The 14888-nt window shown below is 71.3% G+C and carries 14 protein-coding genes and 1 pseudogene; 10 read left to right on the forward strand and 5 right to left on the reverse strand.

Features of this window, described 5'->3' with window-relative positions; genetic code table 11:
• Nucleotides 1-174: 174 nt before the first annotated feature.
• The 5 genes from ETD85_RS50450 to ETD85_RS50470 all read right to left on the reverse strand — a co-directional run bounded on the left by ETD85_RS50450 (nucleotide 175) and on the right by ETD85_RS50470 (nucleotide 4816).
• On the reverse strand, nucleotides 175-1836 hold the full coding sequence (locus tag ETD85_RS50450) for a thiamine pyrophosphate-binding protein (RefSeq protein ID WP_138696988.1): 1662 nt from the start codon (nucleotides 1834-1836) through the stop codon (nucleotides 175-177).
• A complete protein-coding gene (locus ETD85_RS50455) occupies nucleotides 1833-2606 on the reverse strand; it encodes a cyclase family protein (protein ID WP_138696989.1) in 774 nt (257 codons plus the stop codon). The genes ETD85_RS50450 and ETD85_RS50455 overlap by 4 nt, the downstream gene beginning before the upstream one ends.
• A 79-nt stretch (nucleotides 2607-2685) precedes the next feature.
• Complete coding sequence (locus ETD85_RS50460) at nucleotides 2686-3564, reverse strand: endo alpha-1,4 polygalactosaminidase (protein WP_138696990.1); 879 nt, start codon at nucleotides 3562-3564, stop codon at nucleotides 2686-2688.
• Nucleotides 3565-3772: 208 nt separating this feature from the next.
• Nucleotides 3773-4366 carry a hypothetical protein gene (locus ETD85_RS50465; RefSeq protein ID WP_138696991.1) on the reverse strand — a complete coding sequence of 198 codons (594 nt, stop codon included), beginning with the start codon at nucleotides 4364-4366 and terminating at the stop codon, nucleotides 3773-3775.
• 21 nt (nucleotides 4367-4387) lie between these two features.
• Nucleotides 4388-4816, reverse strand: coding sequence for a CBS domain-containing protein (locus tag ETD85_RS50470; RefSeq protein ID WP_138696992.1), 429 nt, complete (start codon nucleotides 4814-4816; stop codon nucleotides 4388-4390).
• Nucleotides 4817-4954: 138 nt separating this feature from the next.
• On the opposite strand from ETD85_RS50470, the gene ETD85_RS50475 reads away from it, so the two are divergent.
• The 10 genes and pseudogenes from ETD85_RS50475 to ETD85_RS65155 all read left to right on the forward strand — a co-directional run.
• On the forward strand, nucleotides 4955-6358 hold the full coding sequence (locus ETD85_RS50475) for an aminopeptidase P family protein (RefSeq protein ID WP_138696993.1): 1404 nt from the start codon (nucleotides 4955-4957) through the stop codon (nucleotides 6356-6358).
• 141 nt (nucleotides 6359-6499) lie between these two features.
• Entirely contained in the window at nucleotides 6500-7291 is a 792-nt protein-coding gene (locus ETD85_RS50480; RefSeq protein ID WP_240779963.1) for an MlaE family ABC transporter permease, read from the forward strand.
• Nucleotides 7291-8145 carry an ABC transporter permease gene (locus ETD85_RS50485; protein WP_138696994.1) on the forward strand — a complete coding sequence of 285 codons (855 nt, stop codon included), beginning with the start codon at nucleotides 7291-7293 and terminating at the stop codon, nucleotides 8143-8145. The genes ETD85_RS50480 and ETD85_RS50485 overlap by 1 nt, the downstream gene beginning before the upstream one ends.
• 4 nt (nucleotides 8146-8149) lie before the next feature.
• Nucleotides 8150-9169 (forward strand): MCE family protein, encoded by a 1020-nt coding sequence (locus tag ETD85_RS50490; protein ID WP_138696995.1) that lies wholly within the window; start codon nucleotides 8150-8152, stop codon nucleotides 9167-9169.
• A gap of 1 nt (nucleotide 9170) precedes the next feature.
• Complete coding sequence (locus ETD85_RS50495) at nucleotides 9171-10214, forward strand: MCE family protein (protein ID WP_138696996.1); 1044 nt, start codon at nucleotides 9171-9173, stop codon at nucleotides 10212-10214.
• Nucleotides 10214-11239, forward strand: coding sequence for an MlaD family protein (locus ETD85_RS50500; protein WP_138696997.1), 1026 nt, complete (start codon nucleotides 10214-10216; stop codon nucleotides 11237-11239). Before ETD85_RS50495 ends, ETD85_RS50500 begins: the two co-directional genes overlap by 1 nt.
• Nucleotides 11236-12273, forward strand: a complete 1038-nt coding sequence (locus tag ETD85_RS50505) for an MCE family protein (protein WP_138696998.1) — start codon at nucleotides 11236-11238, stop codon at nucleotides 12271-12273. The genes ETD85_RS50500 and ETD85_RS50505 overlap by 4 nt, the downstream gene beginning before the upstream one ends.
• The gene (locus tag ETD85_RS50510; RefSeq protein ID WP_138696999.1) at nucleotides 12270-13286 is read left to right on the forward strand and encodes an MCE family protein; all 1017 of its coding nucleotides are present in this window, start codon (nucleotides 12270-12272) and stop codon (nucleotides 13284-13286) included. Before ETD85_RS50505 ends, ETD85_RS50510 begins: the two co-directional genes overlap by 4 nt.
• The gene (locus ETD85_RS50515; RefSeq protein WP_138697000.1) at nucleotides 13283-14653 is read left to right on the forward strand and encodes an MlaD family protein; all 1371 of its coding nucleotides are present in this window, start codon (nucleotides 13283-13285) and stop codon (nucleotides 14651-14653) included. The genes ETD85_RS50510 and ETD85_RS50515 overlap by 4 nt, the downstream gene beginning before the upstream one ends.
• Nucleotides 14650-14888: pseudogene (locus tag ETD85_RS65155) on the forward strand (hypothetical protein); the annotation flags it as partial. The gene ETD85_RS50515 and the pseudogene ETD85_RS65155, both read left to right, overlap by 4 nt.

The following is a 14888-nucleotide window of genomic DNA, read 5'->3' on the forward strand; positions in this document are numbered from 1 at the left end:
GCCTCAGCCAGCTGTATATAAGAGACAGGTTCGTGGAGGGCGCGATCGCGGCGGCGGTGGCGGCGGGCGCCGGGGTCCCGCTCGCCGACGTGCTCGCCGCCGCCGAGGAATCGCGCACCTACCGCAAGCTCTGACCCCGCCGCGAGCCGGCGCGGGCCCGCGCGACGGCAGGTCTCAGTGGCCCTTGAACGCCTCCTCCAGCCACCAGGAGCCGCGTTCGCGCGTCACCTTGGCGTGCACCAGCAGCGGGCGGTCGCGCGGCCCCTTGAGCCATTCGGCCACGCCGGTCAGGTCGGCCGCCTCGGTGACGGTCACGGCGGCCAAACCGTGGCCCCTGGCGATGGCCGCGAGGTCGGCGGGCGGGAACGTGACCGTCTCCAGCGGATGGCCGTGCGGTCCGAAATGGTGGACCTCGGCCCCGTACGCCTCGTCGTCGTAGACCACGATCACCATGGGCAGGCCGAGCCGCACGACGGTCTCCAGCTCGGCGATGCCCATGAGGGCTCCGCCGTCACCGAGGGCGGCCACCGGCAGCCGGTCCGGCCGGGCCACCGCGGCGCCGATCGCCGTCGCCAGGCCCAGGCCGATCGACTGGAACGCCTGGGTGAAACAGAACCCACCCTCGTCCAGGACATCCATCCACATCGAGGGATATCCCATGAAATTTCCGGAATCGATGGAGACGATCCGCTCCGTGGGCAGCAGGTCGTCCAGGCCCGCGCTGAGCGTCCTCGGGTCGATCCGCCCGTCCGCCCCGTCGTCGTCGTACGGCACCGCCCGCCAGCGCCCCTCGGCCTGGATCCGCCGCGCGACTTCGGCCGACCGGAACCCCGCCCTGGCCCCGGAGGGATCCGCGGCGAGGCGGGCGGTCAGCGAGCGGGCGACCCCGGCCACGTCGCCGGCCACGCCCAGGTCGACGGGCACGAACGCCTCGACGGCCGCCGGCCGGTCGAGGTCCACCTTGACCACCTTGGTGCCGGGCGAGATCAGCGTGCCCTGGCGGGTGGTCCACATGTTCAGTGCGCAGCCCCACCCGATGACCAGGTCGGCCTCGCGGATCAGCTCGGCGGCCAGCGGCGTCGCGAAGCCCCCGCTCACGTCGAGGTCCCACGGGCTGCCCCGGAACAGCCCCTTGGCCACCGCCGAGGTGGCCAGCAGGGCGCCCGCGAGATCGGCGAGCTCCGTCAGCTCCTCCCGGGCGGCGCGCGCCCCGCGCCCGGCGATGAACACCGGCCGGCTGGACTCCGCCAGCAGCCGCGCGAGCTCGGCGAGCTCGCCCGCGTCCGCCTCGGGCGCCGGCACGGCGAGCCCGGAGGCGGCCGCGGCGCCGGCGGACGGGTCGAGCGTCCCGTCGTAGGGGGCGGCCTGCACGTCGAGCGGCAGGTTCAGCAGCACCGTGCGCCGCTCCTCCACCGCCACCCGGTATGCCTCCAGGGCCGTCTCCACGGCGCCCGCCGCGTCGGAGACCCGCATCGGGACCGCCCCCACCGCCGTCGCCAGCGCCTCCTGGTCGACGTGGAAGTTGGAGCGCACGTCCGTGGCCTCGCCCGCGAGGACGATCAGCGGTGTGCGGCTCTTGGCCGCCTCCGCGAGACCCGTCATCGCGTTGGTCAGCCCCGGCCCCTGGTGCACCGAGACGACCCCCACCTGCCCGCTCATCCGCGCGTACGCGTCGGCCATGGTGGCCGCCCCGCCCTCGTGGCGGGCGGCCACGAAGCGCACGCCGCCCTCGACGAGGGCGTTCGTGACGTGGAAGTTGCCGCTGCCGACCACGCCGAAGGCGGTGCGGACGCCGCGGGCCGCGAGGGCCCGGCCCACGGCTTCGGCGACGATCAACGCTCCACCAGGGCGAGCACGCGCACGGGGCTGCCGGAGCCGCCCACGATCGGCAGCGGCGGAGCGACCACGACGGCGCCGGTCACGGGCAGGCGGTCGAGGTTGCGCAGCTGGGTGAGGCCGTACTTGCCGGCGCCCAGCAGGAAGGAGTGGCACGGGAAGGCGGGGTCGAAGGAGTGGGCCGCCCCCGCGTCGGTGCCGACGGTCTCGACGCCGAGCCCGATGATCGGGGTGCCGGTGGACAGCCAGGAGGCGCACTCGACCGAGATGCCCGGGGTGTGGGGGCCGGTCTCGTCGGCGTTCAGGAAGGCGGCCTGGTCGGCGGAGCGGGCGTCCCAGCCGGTCCGGTAGAGCAGCCAGCCGCCGTCGGGCAGCGGCCCGTTGGCGCGCTCCCACTCCTTGACGTGGTCGATCTGCAGGAGGAAGTCGGGGTCCTTGGCTGCCTCCGCGGTGAAGTCGAGCACGACGGCGGGGGCGATGAGGCTGCGCGCGGGGACCTGGGAGACGTCCTGGCCGTCGCGGCCGGTCACCCAGTGGACGGGCGCGTCGAAGTGGGTGCCGGTGTGCTCGCCGGTGTGGATGTCGTTCCAGTACCAGGCGGGGCCCCGGTCGTCGTAGTGGCTGATCTCCTCCAGCCGGAACGGGATCGTGTTGCCGAACGGCTCGGGCAACTGGAGGATCGGCGTCTCGGACGACAGGGGCGCCGTGAGGTCGATCACCTCGATCGCGCCGCTGCGAACACTGTCCACGAAGCTCTGCAACACCGACATCGTCATCCTCCTTGGTGGGCTGAGCGCATCCTCCTACTCCTGCATGACCAGTGCAAACACGGGCTCCCCGAGGTCGAGGTCACGCGCCGCGGCAGGGCACCCGGTACGCGTCGAGCTCGTACTTCTTCTTCAGCGAGTTGAAGTTCGCGGCGTTGGACCTGGCGCAGAAGGCGGAGGTCGCCAGGTTGTACTCGACCTGGAAGACGGCCTTGCCCGCCTTGACGAACTGGTCGTAGCCGTAGTCGCCGTTCTGGGCGGTGGTGCACTCCTTGTGCTCCCAGCACTCCTCGTTGACCGCGAAGTCGAAGTACGGCAGGAGCTGCGGGATCTGCTCCACGTCGTTCTTCAGCCCGACCGCCAGCCCTCTCTTGTGCGCCTCGTTGGCGAACCAGGTGTTGTAGGCGAGCTGGTCGGCGGCCTTGAGCGGGAAACCGCTGTCGTTGGCGTAGCCGTCGACGTTGTCGGGTTCCACGGCGTCGAACCCGGCGGCCTTGCACATGTCCAGCCGGGCCTTCATGATCTCGCCGAGCTTGCCGGTGTACTTTCTGACGTCCAGCCAGCGCTCGCCCTCCCAGTCCTCCAGCGGCGAGCCGAGCACCTCCGCGGGGAACTGGCCGGCGTCGGGACGCCAGTCCTCGAACGTGCCCGCGCTGAGGTAGCAGACGACGCCGCGGCCCGGCTTGTCGGCCTTGAGGGACTTGACGATCGCCCCGTCCTTGGCCGCGAAGCCGTCGATGTCGTACATCTGCACGTTCAGGAACGGCTTCTTCGGGAGAGAGGAGAGCTGCCACTGCCAGCTCGTGTTCAGCGCGGGCCGCCAGCAACCGGCGCACGCGACCGGTGCGGGAAGGGCGGCGGCCCGGGCCGGCCGTACCGCCGGGGCGGCCTGGGCCGTAGGGGCGGCGATCAGGGTGGTGGCGGCCAGTGCGGCCGCGGAGATGAGGGCGGATAGACGCATGGTCACTCCTCGCGAACAACGGGTTCGGATTAGTGGCGATGCGTGCTGTTCCACACTCTCCGCTGGCGTCCGAGCCAGGGACGCCGGAGTGGCACGGCCCATAACCGAAGGACGTCGCGCCAGCACGCTCAGACGTGCCTCTCCTTTCCGTTGCCGGATAGAGTTGCGCGTTCATGCTCTGTTGTCCAGAGTTTGCGGCACCAAAGCGTCACGCCTTGGTCCACTCCGCGCATCCTCCGGTCTGGAACGCCTTGTCGGTGGCCTGGATGGTGACGGTGGCGGGGCCCGTCGGCATGCCGGTCGCGATCATGTCCCCCGTCGTGCCGCGCAGCCGGGCCCAGAAGCACATGCTGAAACCGGCGGTCGGACCGGCCGTCCGGTAGGTGCCCGGCTGGATCTCCGTCCCCACGAGGAGCGTGCGCAGGGACGCGGGGTTGAAGGCGGGGCCGGTGCTCGTGCCGCCGCCCGGCGGGAACCCGCTCGCGGTCGGAGGCGGCGTGCCGGCCGACGGTCCGGTGGAAGACCCGGTCGAGGGCCCAGCAGAAGGTCCGGTGGAAGGTCCGGCCGAGGGCGGGGTGGAGGGCGGGGTCTGGCCGGAATCGGTCGGCTGGGGCTCGTCGGGCGGCGTGTCCTCGATCGTCACCGTGACCGTGGGCGCGGGCTCCTCCGGGGTCTCCCCCGCGCCGAAGCCCACGAAGACCCCCAGCAGGAACCCGAGCAGGGCGGCCAGTCCGGAGACGAGCAGGATGATCGTCGGACTGCTCGTGGCACGCGGGTATTCAGGAGGAGGCCCGTACATCACGGACCAAGCGTGCCACTCCTGTCAACGATGGAGATAGTCGACCAGCGACGCCTTCTCCGTCTCCAGCTCCTCGATGGCGCTCTTGACCACGTCGCCGATGCTGACGATGCCGACCAACCTGCCGTGCTCGACCACGGGCATGTGCCTGAACCGGTGGGTCGTCATGGTCCGCCGCAGCGAGTCGACGTTCTCGCCGGGCCCGACCGTGCGCACCTCGGTCGTCATGATGGCCGACACCGGCTGGTCGAGGATCTCGGCGCCGCGGTCGTGCAACCGGCGCACGACGTCTCGCTCGGAGACGATGCCCTCGATCGTGGTGCCGTCGCTGGAGACGACCACGGCGCCGATGTTGTGCTCGGAGAGCTTGGCGAGCAACTCCCGCACCGTGGCTCCCGGCGCCACCGTCGTCACCTCGCTGCCCTTGCCGCGCAGGATTGTCCCGATGAGCATCTGCACCACCCCTGCCCTCAGTGTTCCAAGCCTTGCGTACAGGCAAACAACCTCGCGGGGGCGGAGTCAAGCGGTCACGTAGGCTGCTTGCCGTACGAAATCCAGTACGAGAACCGATTTACACCTAGGGACTGCCAGATGACCGAGTCGCTCAACACCGGAAGCCATGATCTGCCCGTCACCGACGAGCTGGCCGCGTTCATGCGGACGGGCTGGGCGAGCGCCGCGCGCACCGGCGGCCCGGACGAGGTGTCGGCGCGGCCGATCGCGCCCTGGGCGGCCAAGCGCCGCGCCGCGCTGGCCGCGCGCTTCCCGGGCGAGCGGCTGGTGATCCCGTCGGGCACGCTCAAGGTCCGCAGCAACGACAGCGACTACCGGTTCAGGCCGCACAGCGCGTACTCGTATCTGACCGGCGCCGGCGAGTCCGACGACGTCCTGGTGATCGAGCCGTCCGGCGAGGCGGTCCTGTACGTCCGGCCGCGCGCGCCCCGCGCGGAGGGCCAGGAGTTCTACCGCGACCGCCGCTACGGCGAGTTCTGGGCGGGGCCCAGGCCGGATCTGGCGGAGGCCGCCGAGCTGTACCAGGTGGAGTGCGCCCACATCCGCGACCTGGAGCTGCGCGGCCCGGCCAGGGTGCTGCGCGGCGTGGACGCGTCGGTGGACGCGCGGGTGCCGGGCGGCGCGGGCGACGCCGAGCTGGAGTCGTTCCTGTCGGAGATGCGGCTGGTCAAGGACGAGTGGGAGGTCGGCGAGCTGCAGTCGGCCGTGGACTCGACCGTGCGCGGCTTCGAGGACGTCGTGCGCGCGCTGCCGCAGGCGTTCGGGCACCCGCGCGGCGAGCGGTATCTGGAGGGCGTGTTCGGGCTGCGCTCGCGGCTGGAGGGCAACGCGGCCGGCTACGACAGCATCGTGGCCTCCGGGTCGCACGCGTGCGTCCTGCACTGGATCCGCAACGACGGCGCGCTGCACCCCGGGGAACTGCTGCTGCTGGACGCGGGCGTGGAGTCCGACACCCTCTACACCGCCGACGTCACGCGCACGTTCCCGCTGTTGGGGCGCTTCAGCTCCGTGCAGCGGCAGGCGTACGAGCTGGTGTACGAGGCGCAGACGGCGGCGATCGCCACCCTCAGGCCGGGCGCCCGCTTCCGCGACTTCCACCTGGCGGCCATGCGCGTCATCTGCGACGGGCTGCGCGACTGGGGCCTGCTGACGGACTCCACGGACGCGCTGATGGAGTCGGGCCTGTACCGGCGCTACACGTTGTGCAGCAGCGGCCACATGCTCGGCCTGGACGTGCACGACTGCGCGAAGGCGCGCTCGGAGGTCTACCTGGACGGCGTGCTGGAGGAGGGCCACGTGCTGACCGTGGAGCCCGGCCTGTACTTCCAGCCGGACGACCTGACCCTGCCCGAGGAACTGCGCGGCATCGGCATCCGCATCGAGGACGACCTGGTCGTCACCGCCGGCGGCGCCCGGCTGCTCTCCTCCGGGCTGCCCCGCCACGCGGACGAGATCGAGTCCTGGATGGCGAGCCTGGCGTAACGGACCGATCACGTTTCGTACCTGGCCGACAAAGAGTGATCTGGGTCTCATACCTTTTCCGCAAATTCCCACGGAATCATCGACTACTAGACAAGGCGTCAGTAGGGTGACTGATCCGTAGGTGGCGGAGGTGGTCAGCTGATGGCCTTGTCCGGATACGTCGGACGCCGGGCAGGATCGATGCTCGGCCAGGTCGGCGACCTGTTCGTCATCGTCCTGGAGGCGTTACGCCGGAGCTGGGACGTCAGGCACTGGTGGTGGGAGTTCGTCGACCAGTGCTGGTTCCTGGCCCGCGTCACCAGCGTCCCCGTCCTGCTCGTCTCCCTGCCGCTCGGCGCCACCGTGGCGCTGCAGGTGGGCGAGCTGGCCTGGCAGCTCGGCGCCGGCTCCGCGACCGGCAGCGCCGTCTTCGTCGGCCTCATCCGCGAGGTGGCGCCGCTGGCCAGCGCGCTGCTGATCGCCGGGGCCGGCGGCAGCGCGATGACCTCCGACATCGGCGCGCGCAACATCCGCGACGAGCTGAGCGCGATGGAGGTCATGTCGGTCAACCCGATCCACCGCCTGGTCACGCCGCGCATGTGGGCGGCCAGCACGATCGCGGTGTGCCTGTGCCCGCTGGTCATCCTGGCGGGCGCGAGCGGCGGCTACTTCTTCAACGTGGTCGTGCAGGGCGTCACCCCCGGCGCGTACTTCGACGGCGCGCTGTCCCTGGTCGTGGCCTCCGACCTGTACGTCACCCTGTTCAAGGCGTGGATCTTCGGGTTCATCGCGGCGGCGGTGGCCTGCTACAAGGGCATGACGTGCGCGACCAGCCCGGTCGGCGTGGGCCGGGCGGTCAACCAGGCGACCGTGGTGACGTTCATGCTGGTGTTCACGTTCAACTACGTCATCTCAGCCGTCTACTTCCTGGCCTATCCGCCGAGGTCGCTCTGATGGTCACGAGGACCACCGGGCTGAAGCTCGCCCACCAGGGGCGGGACCTGGCCGAGCGGTTCGCGACGCTGGCCGACTGGCCGCTGTTCGTGTGGAAGGTGCTCTTCTACTCCGTCCGCGACATCGTGCTGCGGCTGCGGTACGCCAAGGTCGTCGTCCGGCAGGTGAGCGACGTCGTGGTGGGCGTCGGCGCGACCGTCATCGGCGGCGGCATGATCTTCGTGGTGTTCACGATGGCGTTCGTCGTGGGCGCGACCGTGGGCCTGCAGGGCTACCAGGGGCTGCAGGCGATCGGCGCGGAGTCGTTCATGGGCCTGGTGGGCAGCTTCGCCAACGTGCGCGAGATCACCCCGATCATCGCGGCCACCGCGCTGGCGGCGCAGGTGGGCTCGTCGTTCACGGCGGAGCTGGGCGCGATGCGGATCTCGGAGGAGATCGACGCGCTGGAGGTGATGGGCATCAACGCCTTCACCTATCTGATCTGCACCCGCGTCGTGGCGGCGCTGCTGGCGCTGGTGCCGATCTACCTGATCGCGTTGTTCGCCAGCTTCTTCGCCACCCGGCTGATGTGCACCGTGCTCTTCGGCCTGGCGCCCGGGGTCTACGACTACTACTTCTACCTGTACCTGCCGGTCAGCGACATCGTGTTCAGCGTCGCCAAGGTCGGCGTGTTCGCCTTCACCGTCGTCGTGATCCACTGCTACCACGGCTTCCACGCCACCGGAGGCCCCGTGGGCGTCGGTGTGGCGGCGGGCCGCGCCATCCGCCAGTCGATCGTCACGATCGTGCTGCTCAACCTGCTGCTGTCGTTCCTGTTCTGGGGCGGCGGCGGCAACATACCGCTGACGGGGTGAGCCGGTGGCCCGATTCCAACTGTCCCTCGCCGCCCGGATGGGCATCGCGCTCGCCCTGCTCGCGGTGCTCGCGGCCACGACCCTGTACGTCGTACGCGCCGCCACCGAGCTGCGCGGGACGCGCATCGACGCCGTGTTCAGGCGGGCCGGGCAGGGCCTGGACACCAACTCCCCCGTCAAGATCCGCGGCATCGCCGTGGGCGACGTGACGAACGTGTCGCTCGACGCCAAGGGCAGGGCCGTGGTGACCATGCACGTCGAGCCCGGCGTCAAGGTGCCGCAGTCGGCGGTGGCCTCGGTGGAGCCGACGTCGGTGTTCGGCCCCAAGTACGTCAACCTCAAGCTCGGCTCGGGCGAGACCACCGGCCCCTACCTGAGCGCCGGGGCCGTGATCACCGCGACCGAGGAGCCGCTCGACCTGTCCGACACCCTCGGCGACGCCTACCGCGGGCTGGACGCCGTCGATCCCCGCGAGGTCACGGTCATCGTGCACACCCTGGCCAAGGGTCTCGACGGCGAGGGCGAGCACCTGCGCGAGCTGATCGGCGACGCGGGGACCGTGATCGGCGTGGCGCACCGGCAGCGGGGGCGGGCCAGGCAGTTCCTCGGCGACGCCGCCCTGCTGGGCACGGCGCTGTCGGACAAGGGCGACGACCTCGTGTCGATCTCCTCCGACGTCAACGTCATCACCCCCGGCCTGCTGGCCAGGGCGGACAAGGTGCGCGCGCTGCTGCAGGAGGTCACCTCCGTCTCCGGCCAGGTCGCGCACGGGCTGTCCGCGCACCGGCAGGACCTGCGGGCCGGCGTGCACTCCGGCGAGCGGGTGGCCGCCCTCATCTACGCCCAGCTCGGCCTGGCCGGCGACGGCGTACGCGGGCTGAACCGGCTGGTGGACCTGCTCAACGAGCTGATCGAGGCCCAGGGGCCGGGCAACAGCCGCCAGCTCCAGGTCGAGGCGTTCGTCGCGACCGACATCTGCGAGCTCATCGTGGGCGCCTGCGGCCCGACCGACGGGAGGCGCTGACGTGGAACGGGTGCGCCGCCGGTGGACGTTCGTGCGATTCGTGTTGTTCGCCGGGCTGACCGTGTCGCTGATCGCGCTGATCACCGTGCAGATCGCCCGGGTCAGCACGGGCGGCGGCTACCGGCTGACGGCGACGTTCGACGACGTGTCCGGGCTGGTGGAGGGCGACCAGGTCAAGATCGCCGGGGCGCCGGTCGGCCAGGTGGACGCCATCAGGGTCGTGGCCGGGCGGGCGGAGGTGACCATGGAGGTACAGGAGGCCGTCCGGCTGCCCGCCGACACCGAGGCCGCCATCCGCTGGCGCAACGCCGTCGGCCAGCGGGTGGTCTACCTGCTGCCCGGCACGGCGCCCGGCAGGCTGGCGCCGGGGGCGCGCATCCAGCGCACCTCGTCGGTCGTGGACATCGGCGAGCTGGTCAGCGACCTCGGCCCGCTGACCCGCAGCCTGGACCCGGACCAGATCAACCAGCTGCTCACCGCCGCCGCCAAGTCGCTGAAGGGCAACGACAAGAACATCCCGCGCCTGCTGGACAACGTCAACGCCATCACCACCACGGTCAACGAGCGCAAGAAGACCATCGAGCAGCTGCTCAAGGACTACGCCACCGTCACCGGCGTGGTCGCCAGGCGCGACAAGCAGATCGAGCAGCTCGTCGACAACCTGGTGACGCTCTCCGAGGCATTCGCCGACAACCGGCAGCTCATCGACGACTCGCTGGTGGAGCTGTCGGCCACCTTCCACACCGCGAACGAGGTGCTCGGCAAGAACGCCGGCGAGCTCGGCGCCCTGGTCGACAACCTGTCGGGGCTGACCGGCGGCATCAGGCGGCACGTGGGCGAGATCGACAGGACCGTCAGCACCTTCCAGCCGCTGTTCGCCCGCGCCTACTCCACCGTCAACCGCGGCCACTACTTCATCACCGCGGTCCCCTGCGTCGCTCTGGGGGCGGCGCCCTGCCCGTACCCGATGCAGGCACCGCCGCCGCTGCGCAACACCAGGATCCAGAGCACCAAGGACCTGCAGAAGCTCATGGTGGGCCGGTGATGGCGCTCAAGTCCTTCCGCGACCGCAACAAGATCGTCGTCGGCCTGGTGTCGGTGGCCACGCTCGCCGCGCTGCTGGTCGTCACGTTCCTGGTCGGCAACCTCGGCCTGCTGGAGGGCGGCTACTACATGTCCGGCGTGTTCGCCGACTCCGGCGGCCTGCGCACCGGCAACGACGTCAGGGTGGCGGGCGTGCGCGTCGGCAAGGTCACCGAGGTGCGCCCCGACTACGCGCAGGGCAACGTGGTCGTGACCTGGAAGGTGGACGACGACGTCCGGCTCGGCCGCGGCACCCGGGCCGACATCGCCCTGTCCAACCTGCTCGGCGGCCGCTACGTGCGGCTCACCGACGGCGGCAGGACCCCGTACGTGGACCAGCTCCCCGAGGACCGGCGGCGCATCCCCATGTCGATGACCGGCGTCCCCACGCTGATCAACGACGCCGTCAAGGACGCGACGCGGCTGGTCGAGCGGCTGGACACCGACACCGTCGACGACCTGCTCACCGAGCTGGGCAAGATCGACACCTCCAAGCGCGGCCGCATCACCCGGCTGCTGCAGAACATCGGCGACCTGTCGGACACGATCAGCAAGAGCGAGCCGCAGCTCCAGCGCCTCCTCGACAACGGCACCAAGATCATGAAAATCCTGGAGAAGAAGGACGCGCAGCTCGGGCGGCTCATCGACGCCATCGAGATCATGCTGAACGAGCTGCGCAGGCGCAGGAACGAGCTGCGCGTCCTGCTCGGCGACGGCAGCGACCTGGTGCAGAGCACCACCCGGCTGATCAACGAGCACGAGAAGTCGCTGGTGCAGGTCCTCGACGACAACGCGGCCATCACCACGCGGCTGAGCGGCAGCAACAAGCAGCTCAACTCGCTCCTGGCGTGGGCGGGGCCGACGTTCTCCGGCCTGTCCACGATGGGCGGCCAGGGCCCGTGGCTCGAGGCCATAGCCACGGGCCTCGGCCCCATCAACCCGGAAGTGCTCGCCGCCATCGCCAAGGACAGGAAGAGCGATCGATGAGACGACTTCTCGCGGTCCTGCTGACCGGCGCGCTCCTGGCGTCCGGGTGCTCGGTGCTGGGGGCGCAGCCGTACCGGCTGGTCGCGATCTTCAGCAAGGCGCCCTCCCTGTACGAGGAGGCGCGGGTGAAGGTGATGGGACTGGACGCCGGCTACGTGGACAGCATCCGCATCGAAGGCGACCGCGTACGCGTCGAGCTGCGCGTCGACCGCGAGGTGCCGCTGCCCGCCGGGGTGAAGGCCGTGGTCGCGCCCCAGAACACGCTCGGCGAGCGGAACGTCGTCCTCTATCCCCCGTGGAAGCCCGGCGACCAGCGGATCCAGCCCGGCGCGACCATCCCGCTGGAGCGGACCGACCTGCCGGTGGAGATCGACGACGCGCTCGACGCGTTCACGAAGCTGACCGACGCGCTCGACGACGAGAAGCTGGGCGACGTGGCGGGCGAGCTCGCCGACGGCGTACGGGGGCGCGGCAAGACGATCAACAACGCCATCGCGGACACCGCCGGCCTCACCGGCACCCTGGCCAAGCAGGACCAGCAGCTCGTGGACCTGGCCAAGGGGCTGAACAAGCTGGCCACCAGCCTCAACCGGCGCGAGCGGCAGGTGACGGGCGCGATCGACTCCTTCGCCGAGGCCAGTGCGATCCTGGCGGAGGAGCGGCGGCGGCTACGCGGCTTCATCTCCGGCATGGCCGATTTCGTGCGGCGCGGCGACGTGCTCATCGAGCAGTACTCCGAACGGCTCCCGCAGGCGGCGGGCACGCTGGCCGAGCTGGTGCTCACGGTCAGGGCCAACAGCGCGTCGATGGCGCGGGCGGTCAAGGGCGCGGCCGACTTCGCCGACGTGCTGATCGACTCCTGGGACCGCAAGCAGCACGTGCTGAAGATCCGGGTGGTGCTCAACGCGATGACCAGGGCGTGGCTGACCCCGCTGTTCGAGGCGCTGAACCTGGGCCGGGTCCCGTGCCTGCCGTCCGGGCTGAGCAACTGCCCCTTCGAGCGTCCCGCCGATCGGCAGGGAGGCCGGCGATGAGGGCCCGCGTCCTGTCCACGCTGCTCGCGCTGGCCGTCACCGCGTCGTGCTCGTTGCAGACGCTCGGCGCGACCACCGGCGACCTGACCCTGCACGCCGTCTTCGACGACGTGCAGAGCCTGGTGGCCGGGCACAGCGTGCAGATCTCCGACGTACGGGTGGGCACGGTGACCGACGTCCGCCTGGACGGCTACCGGGCCAGGGTGACGATGTCGATCCCCTCCGAGCACCGCGTCCCGGTGGGCAGCACGGCCACCGTGGCCAAGACCTCGATCCTGGGGGAGAACTACGTGCTGCTCGCCCCGCCCGAGGGCAAGGACCTGTCCACCGGGCCGTACCTGGCGAGCGGCGCGACCATCGCCGAGACGTCGGTCGAGCCGGACATCGAGCAGGTCACCGCGCGGGCCGGGCCGCTCATCGAGGCGCTCGGCGCGCAGGACGTCAACGCCATCCTGGACGCGGCCGCCACCGCCTTCGCCGGCAAGGGCGACGACGTCAACAAGCTGATCAAGCAGACGGCCGAGGTCACCGACGCCTACAGCGCGGCCCGCCGGGACCTCGGGACCAGCATCGACGCGCTGGCCAGGCTCGGCGACGACCTCGCCGAGGGCAGCGCCGAGCTCGACCGGCTGCCGGGCACCCTGGCGGCGGCCACCGCGCGCATCGCGCACGGGCGCAAGCACGTGAAGAAGGCCATCGTCGCGCTGACGAACCTGGCCGAGCAGGCCAACCTCACCGTCTACCCGCGGCACGCCGCCCGGCTGCGCACGCTGCTGCGCGAGCTGGGGGCGATCTCGTCGGCGATGCAGCGCGGCAAGGACGATCTGCGGGCGCTGGTGGCCAAGCTGCAGAAGTTCATCGACGCGCCGCCGGTCACGGTCAACGGACAGGTGCTGATCTACGTCTGGCTGAAGGGCGTGCTGCCGTCGCAGCGGGACGCGAACCGCTCCGGCGACAGCCCGCTGCCCAACCGGGTGGAGGACTTCCGGCTGCTCCTGGGGCCGCCGCGATGAGAAACCGCATCTATCTGAACCTGGGCTTCTTCGTCGTGCTCGGCATCGTCATGACGGTCTGGGCGTTCAGCACGATCATCAGGCTCGACGCGATCGAGCGGCCCTACCGGGTGTCGGCGGAGTTCGTCTCCTCCCCCGGCCTGATGCGCGGCTTCGACGTGGCCTACCTGGGCGTGCGGGTGGGCAAGATCGGCGACGTCCGGCTCGCGCCCGGCAAGATCGTCGTGGGGCTGGACATCGACAGGGAGATCCGGCTGCCGAAGGGCAGCACGGCCGAGGTCCGGCGCAAGTCCGCGATCGGGGAGCCGTACGTGGAGCTCTCGCCGCCCGCCGCAGGCGTGACCGGGCCCTCGCTCGCGGCCGGCGACACCATCCCGCTGGCCGCGACGACGGTGCCGCTGGACTACAAGAAGCTGTTCGAGGGGGTCGGCAAGCTGCTGAACGCGGTGCCGCCCGAGGACGCCAAGACGATCACCCATGAGCTGGCGGTGGCGCTGGACGGCCGGGCCCCGGCGATCAGGAACATCATCGACGACGCCCACGACCTGACCGGCACGCTGGCCGACAACGCCGAGGTGCTGGACGAGCTGTCGGTGCAGCTCACCCGGCTCACCCACACGCTCGCGGGGAAGCGGGGGGAGCTGGCCGCCGGGATCGGCGACCTGAGCACGGTGACGGCCGCGCTGCGCGCCTCGCGTACTGACCTGTACCCCTTCCTCGACCAGGGGCCGGGCGTGTTCGCGCAGATCGACGAGGCCGTCAGGAAGTCCAGGCCGGGGTTCTCGTGCCTGCTGACGGCGGCCGGGCTGCCGCACGAGCCGGCGTTCTCGGCGAAGACCGAGCGGAACGTGCACCACCTGCTGAGCATCATCCCTACGGCGCTCAGCCTGGCCGACGACATCAGCGACCGGCGCGACGGCACCGTCTACGGCAAGGCGGCGTTCGTCTTCAGCGTGCCCGGCGGGCCGACGCCGGCAGAGGAGTACGCCGGGCCCGTCGGACCGCCGTCCGTGCCGCGCCTGCGGGCCTGCCCCGACCGCGCGCCCGCCGCCGACGCCCGTGACGACCGGCGGGGGGCCGCTGGGCGTCCGTCGCCGTCCGTGCCGGCCACGGCGCAGGACCCGGCGCAGGACCCGGCGCAGGACCCGGCGCAGGACCCGGCACAGGACACTGGGCCGCTGCCGGACGAGACCGAGGAGGCCGCCGCGTCGCCCAGCGGGGTGGCCGCCACGAGGACCGCTTCCCGTACCCCGCCGGACACCGCTCCGCTGATTGCCGCGATATTCCTCGCCGTCGTGGCGAGTGGTGGCATCGTGGGCTGGATCGCGGTGGGCCGGGCCGCCCGCCGCCGTGAGGAGTCGACATGACGACCGAGCAGGATCTTGCTGAGGACACCCGCCCGGAGGCGGCCGCCGGCTCCGAGGATGCCGGTCCGGAGAAGGCCCGGCCCGGGGAAACTCCCACGGACGAGGCCCGCCCAGCCGACGCGAGCGCTGGGGACCCAGACGCTGAGAGCACGGACGCTGAGGATGTGAGCGCGGCGAGCGCTGCGGGCATGGAGGGCGGCGCGGACGGCTTGGGCGGCGCGGGCGGATCCGGTGG

The organism is Nonomuraea zeae (genome assembly GCF_005889725.1).
In the GTDB taxonomy this organism is placed as follows: Bacteria; Actinomycetota; Actinomycetes; order Streptosporangiales; family Streptosporangiaceae; genus Nonomuraea; species Nonomuraea zeae.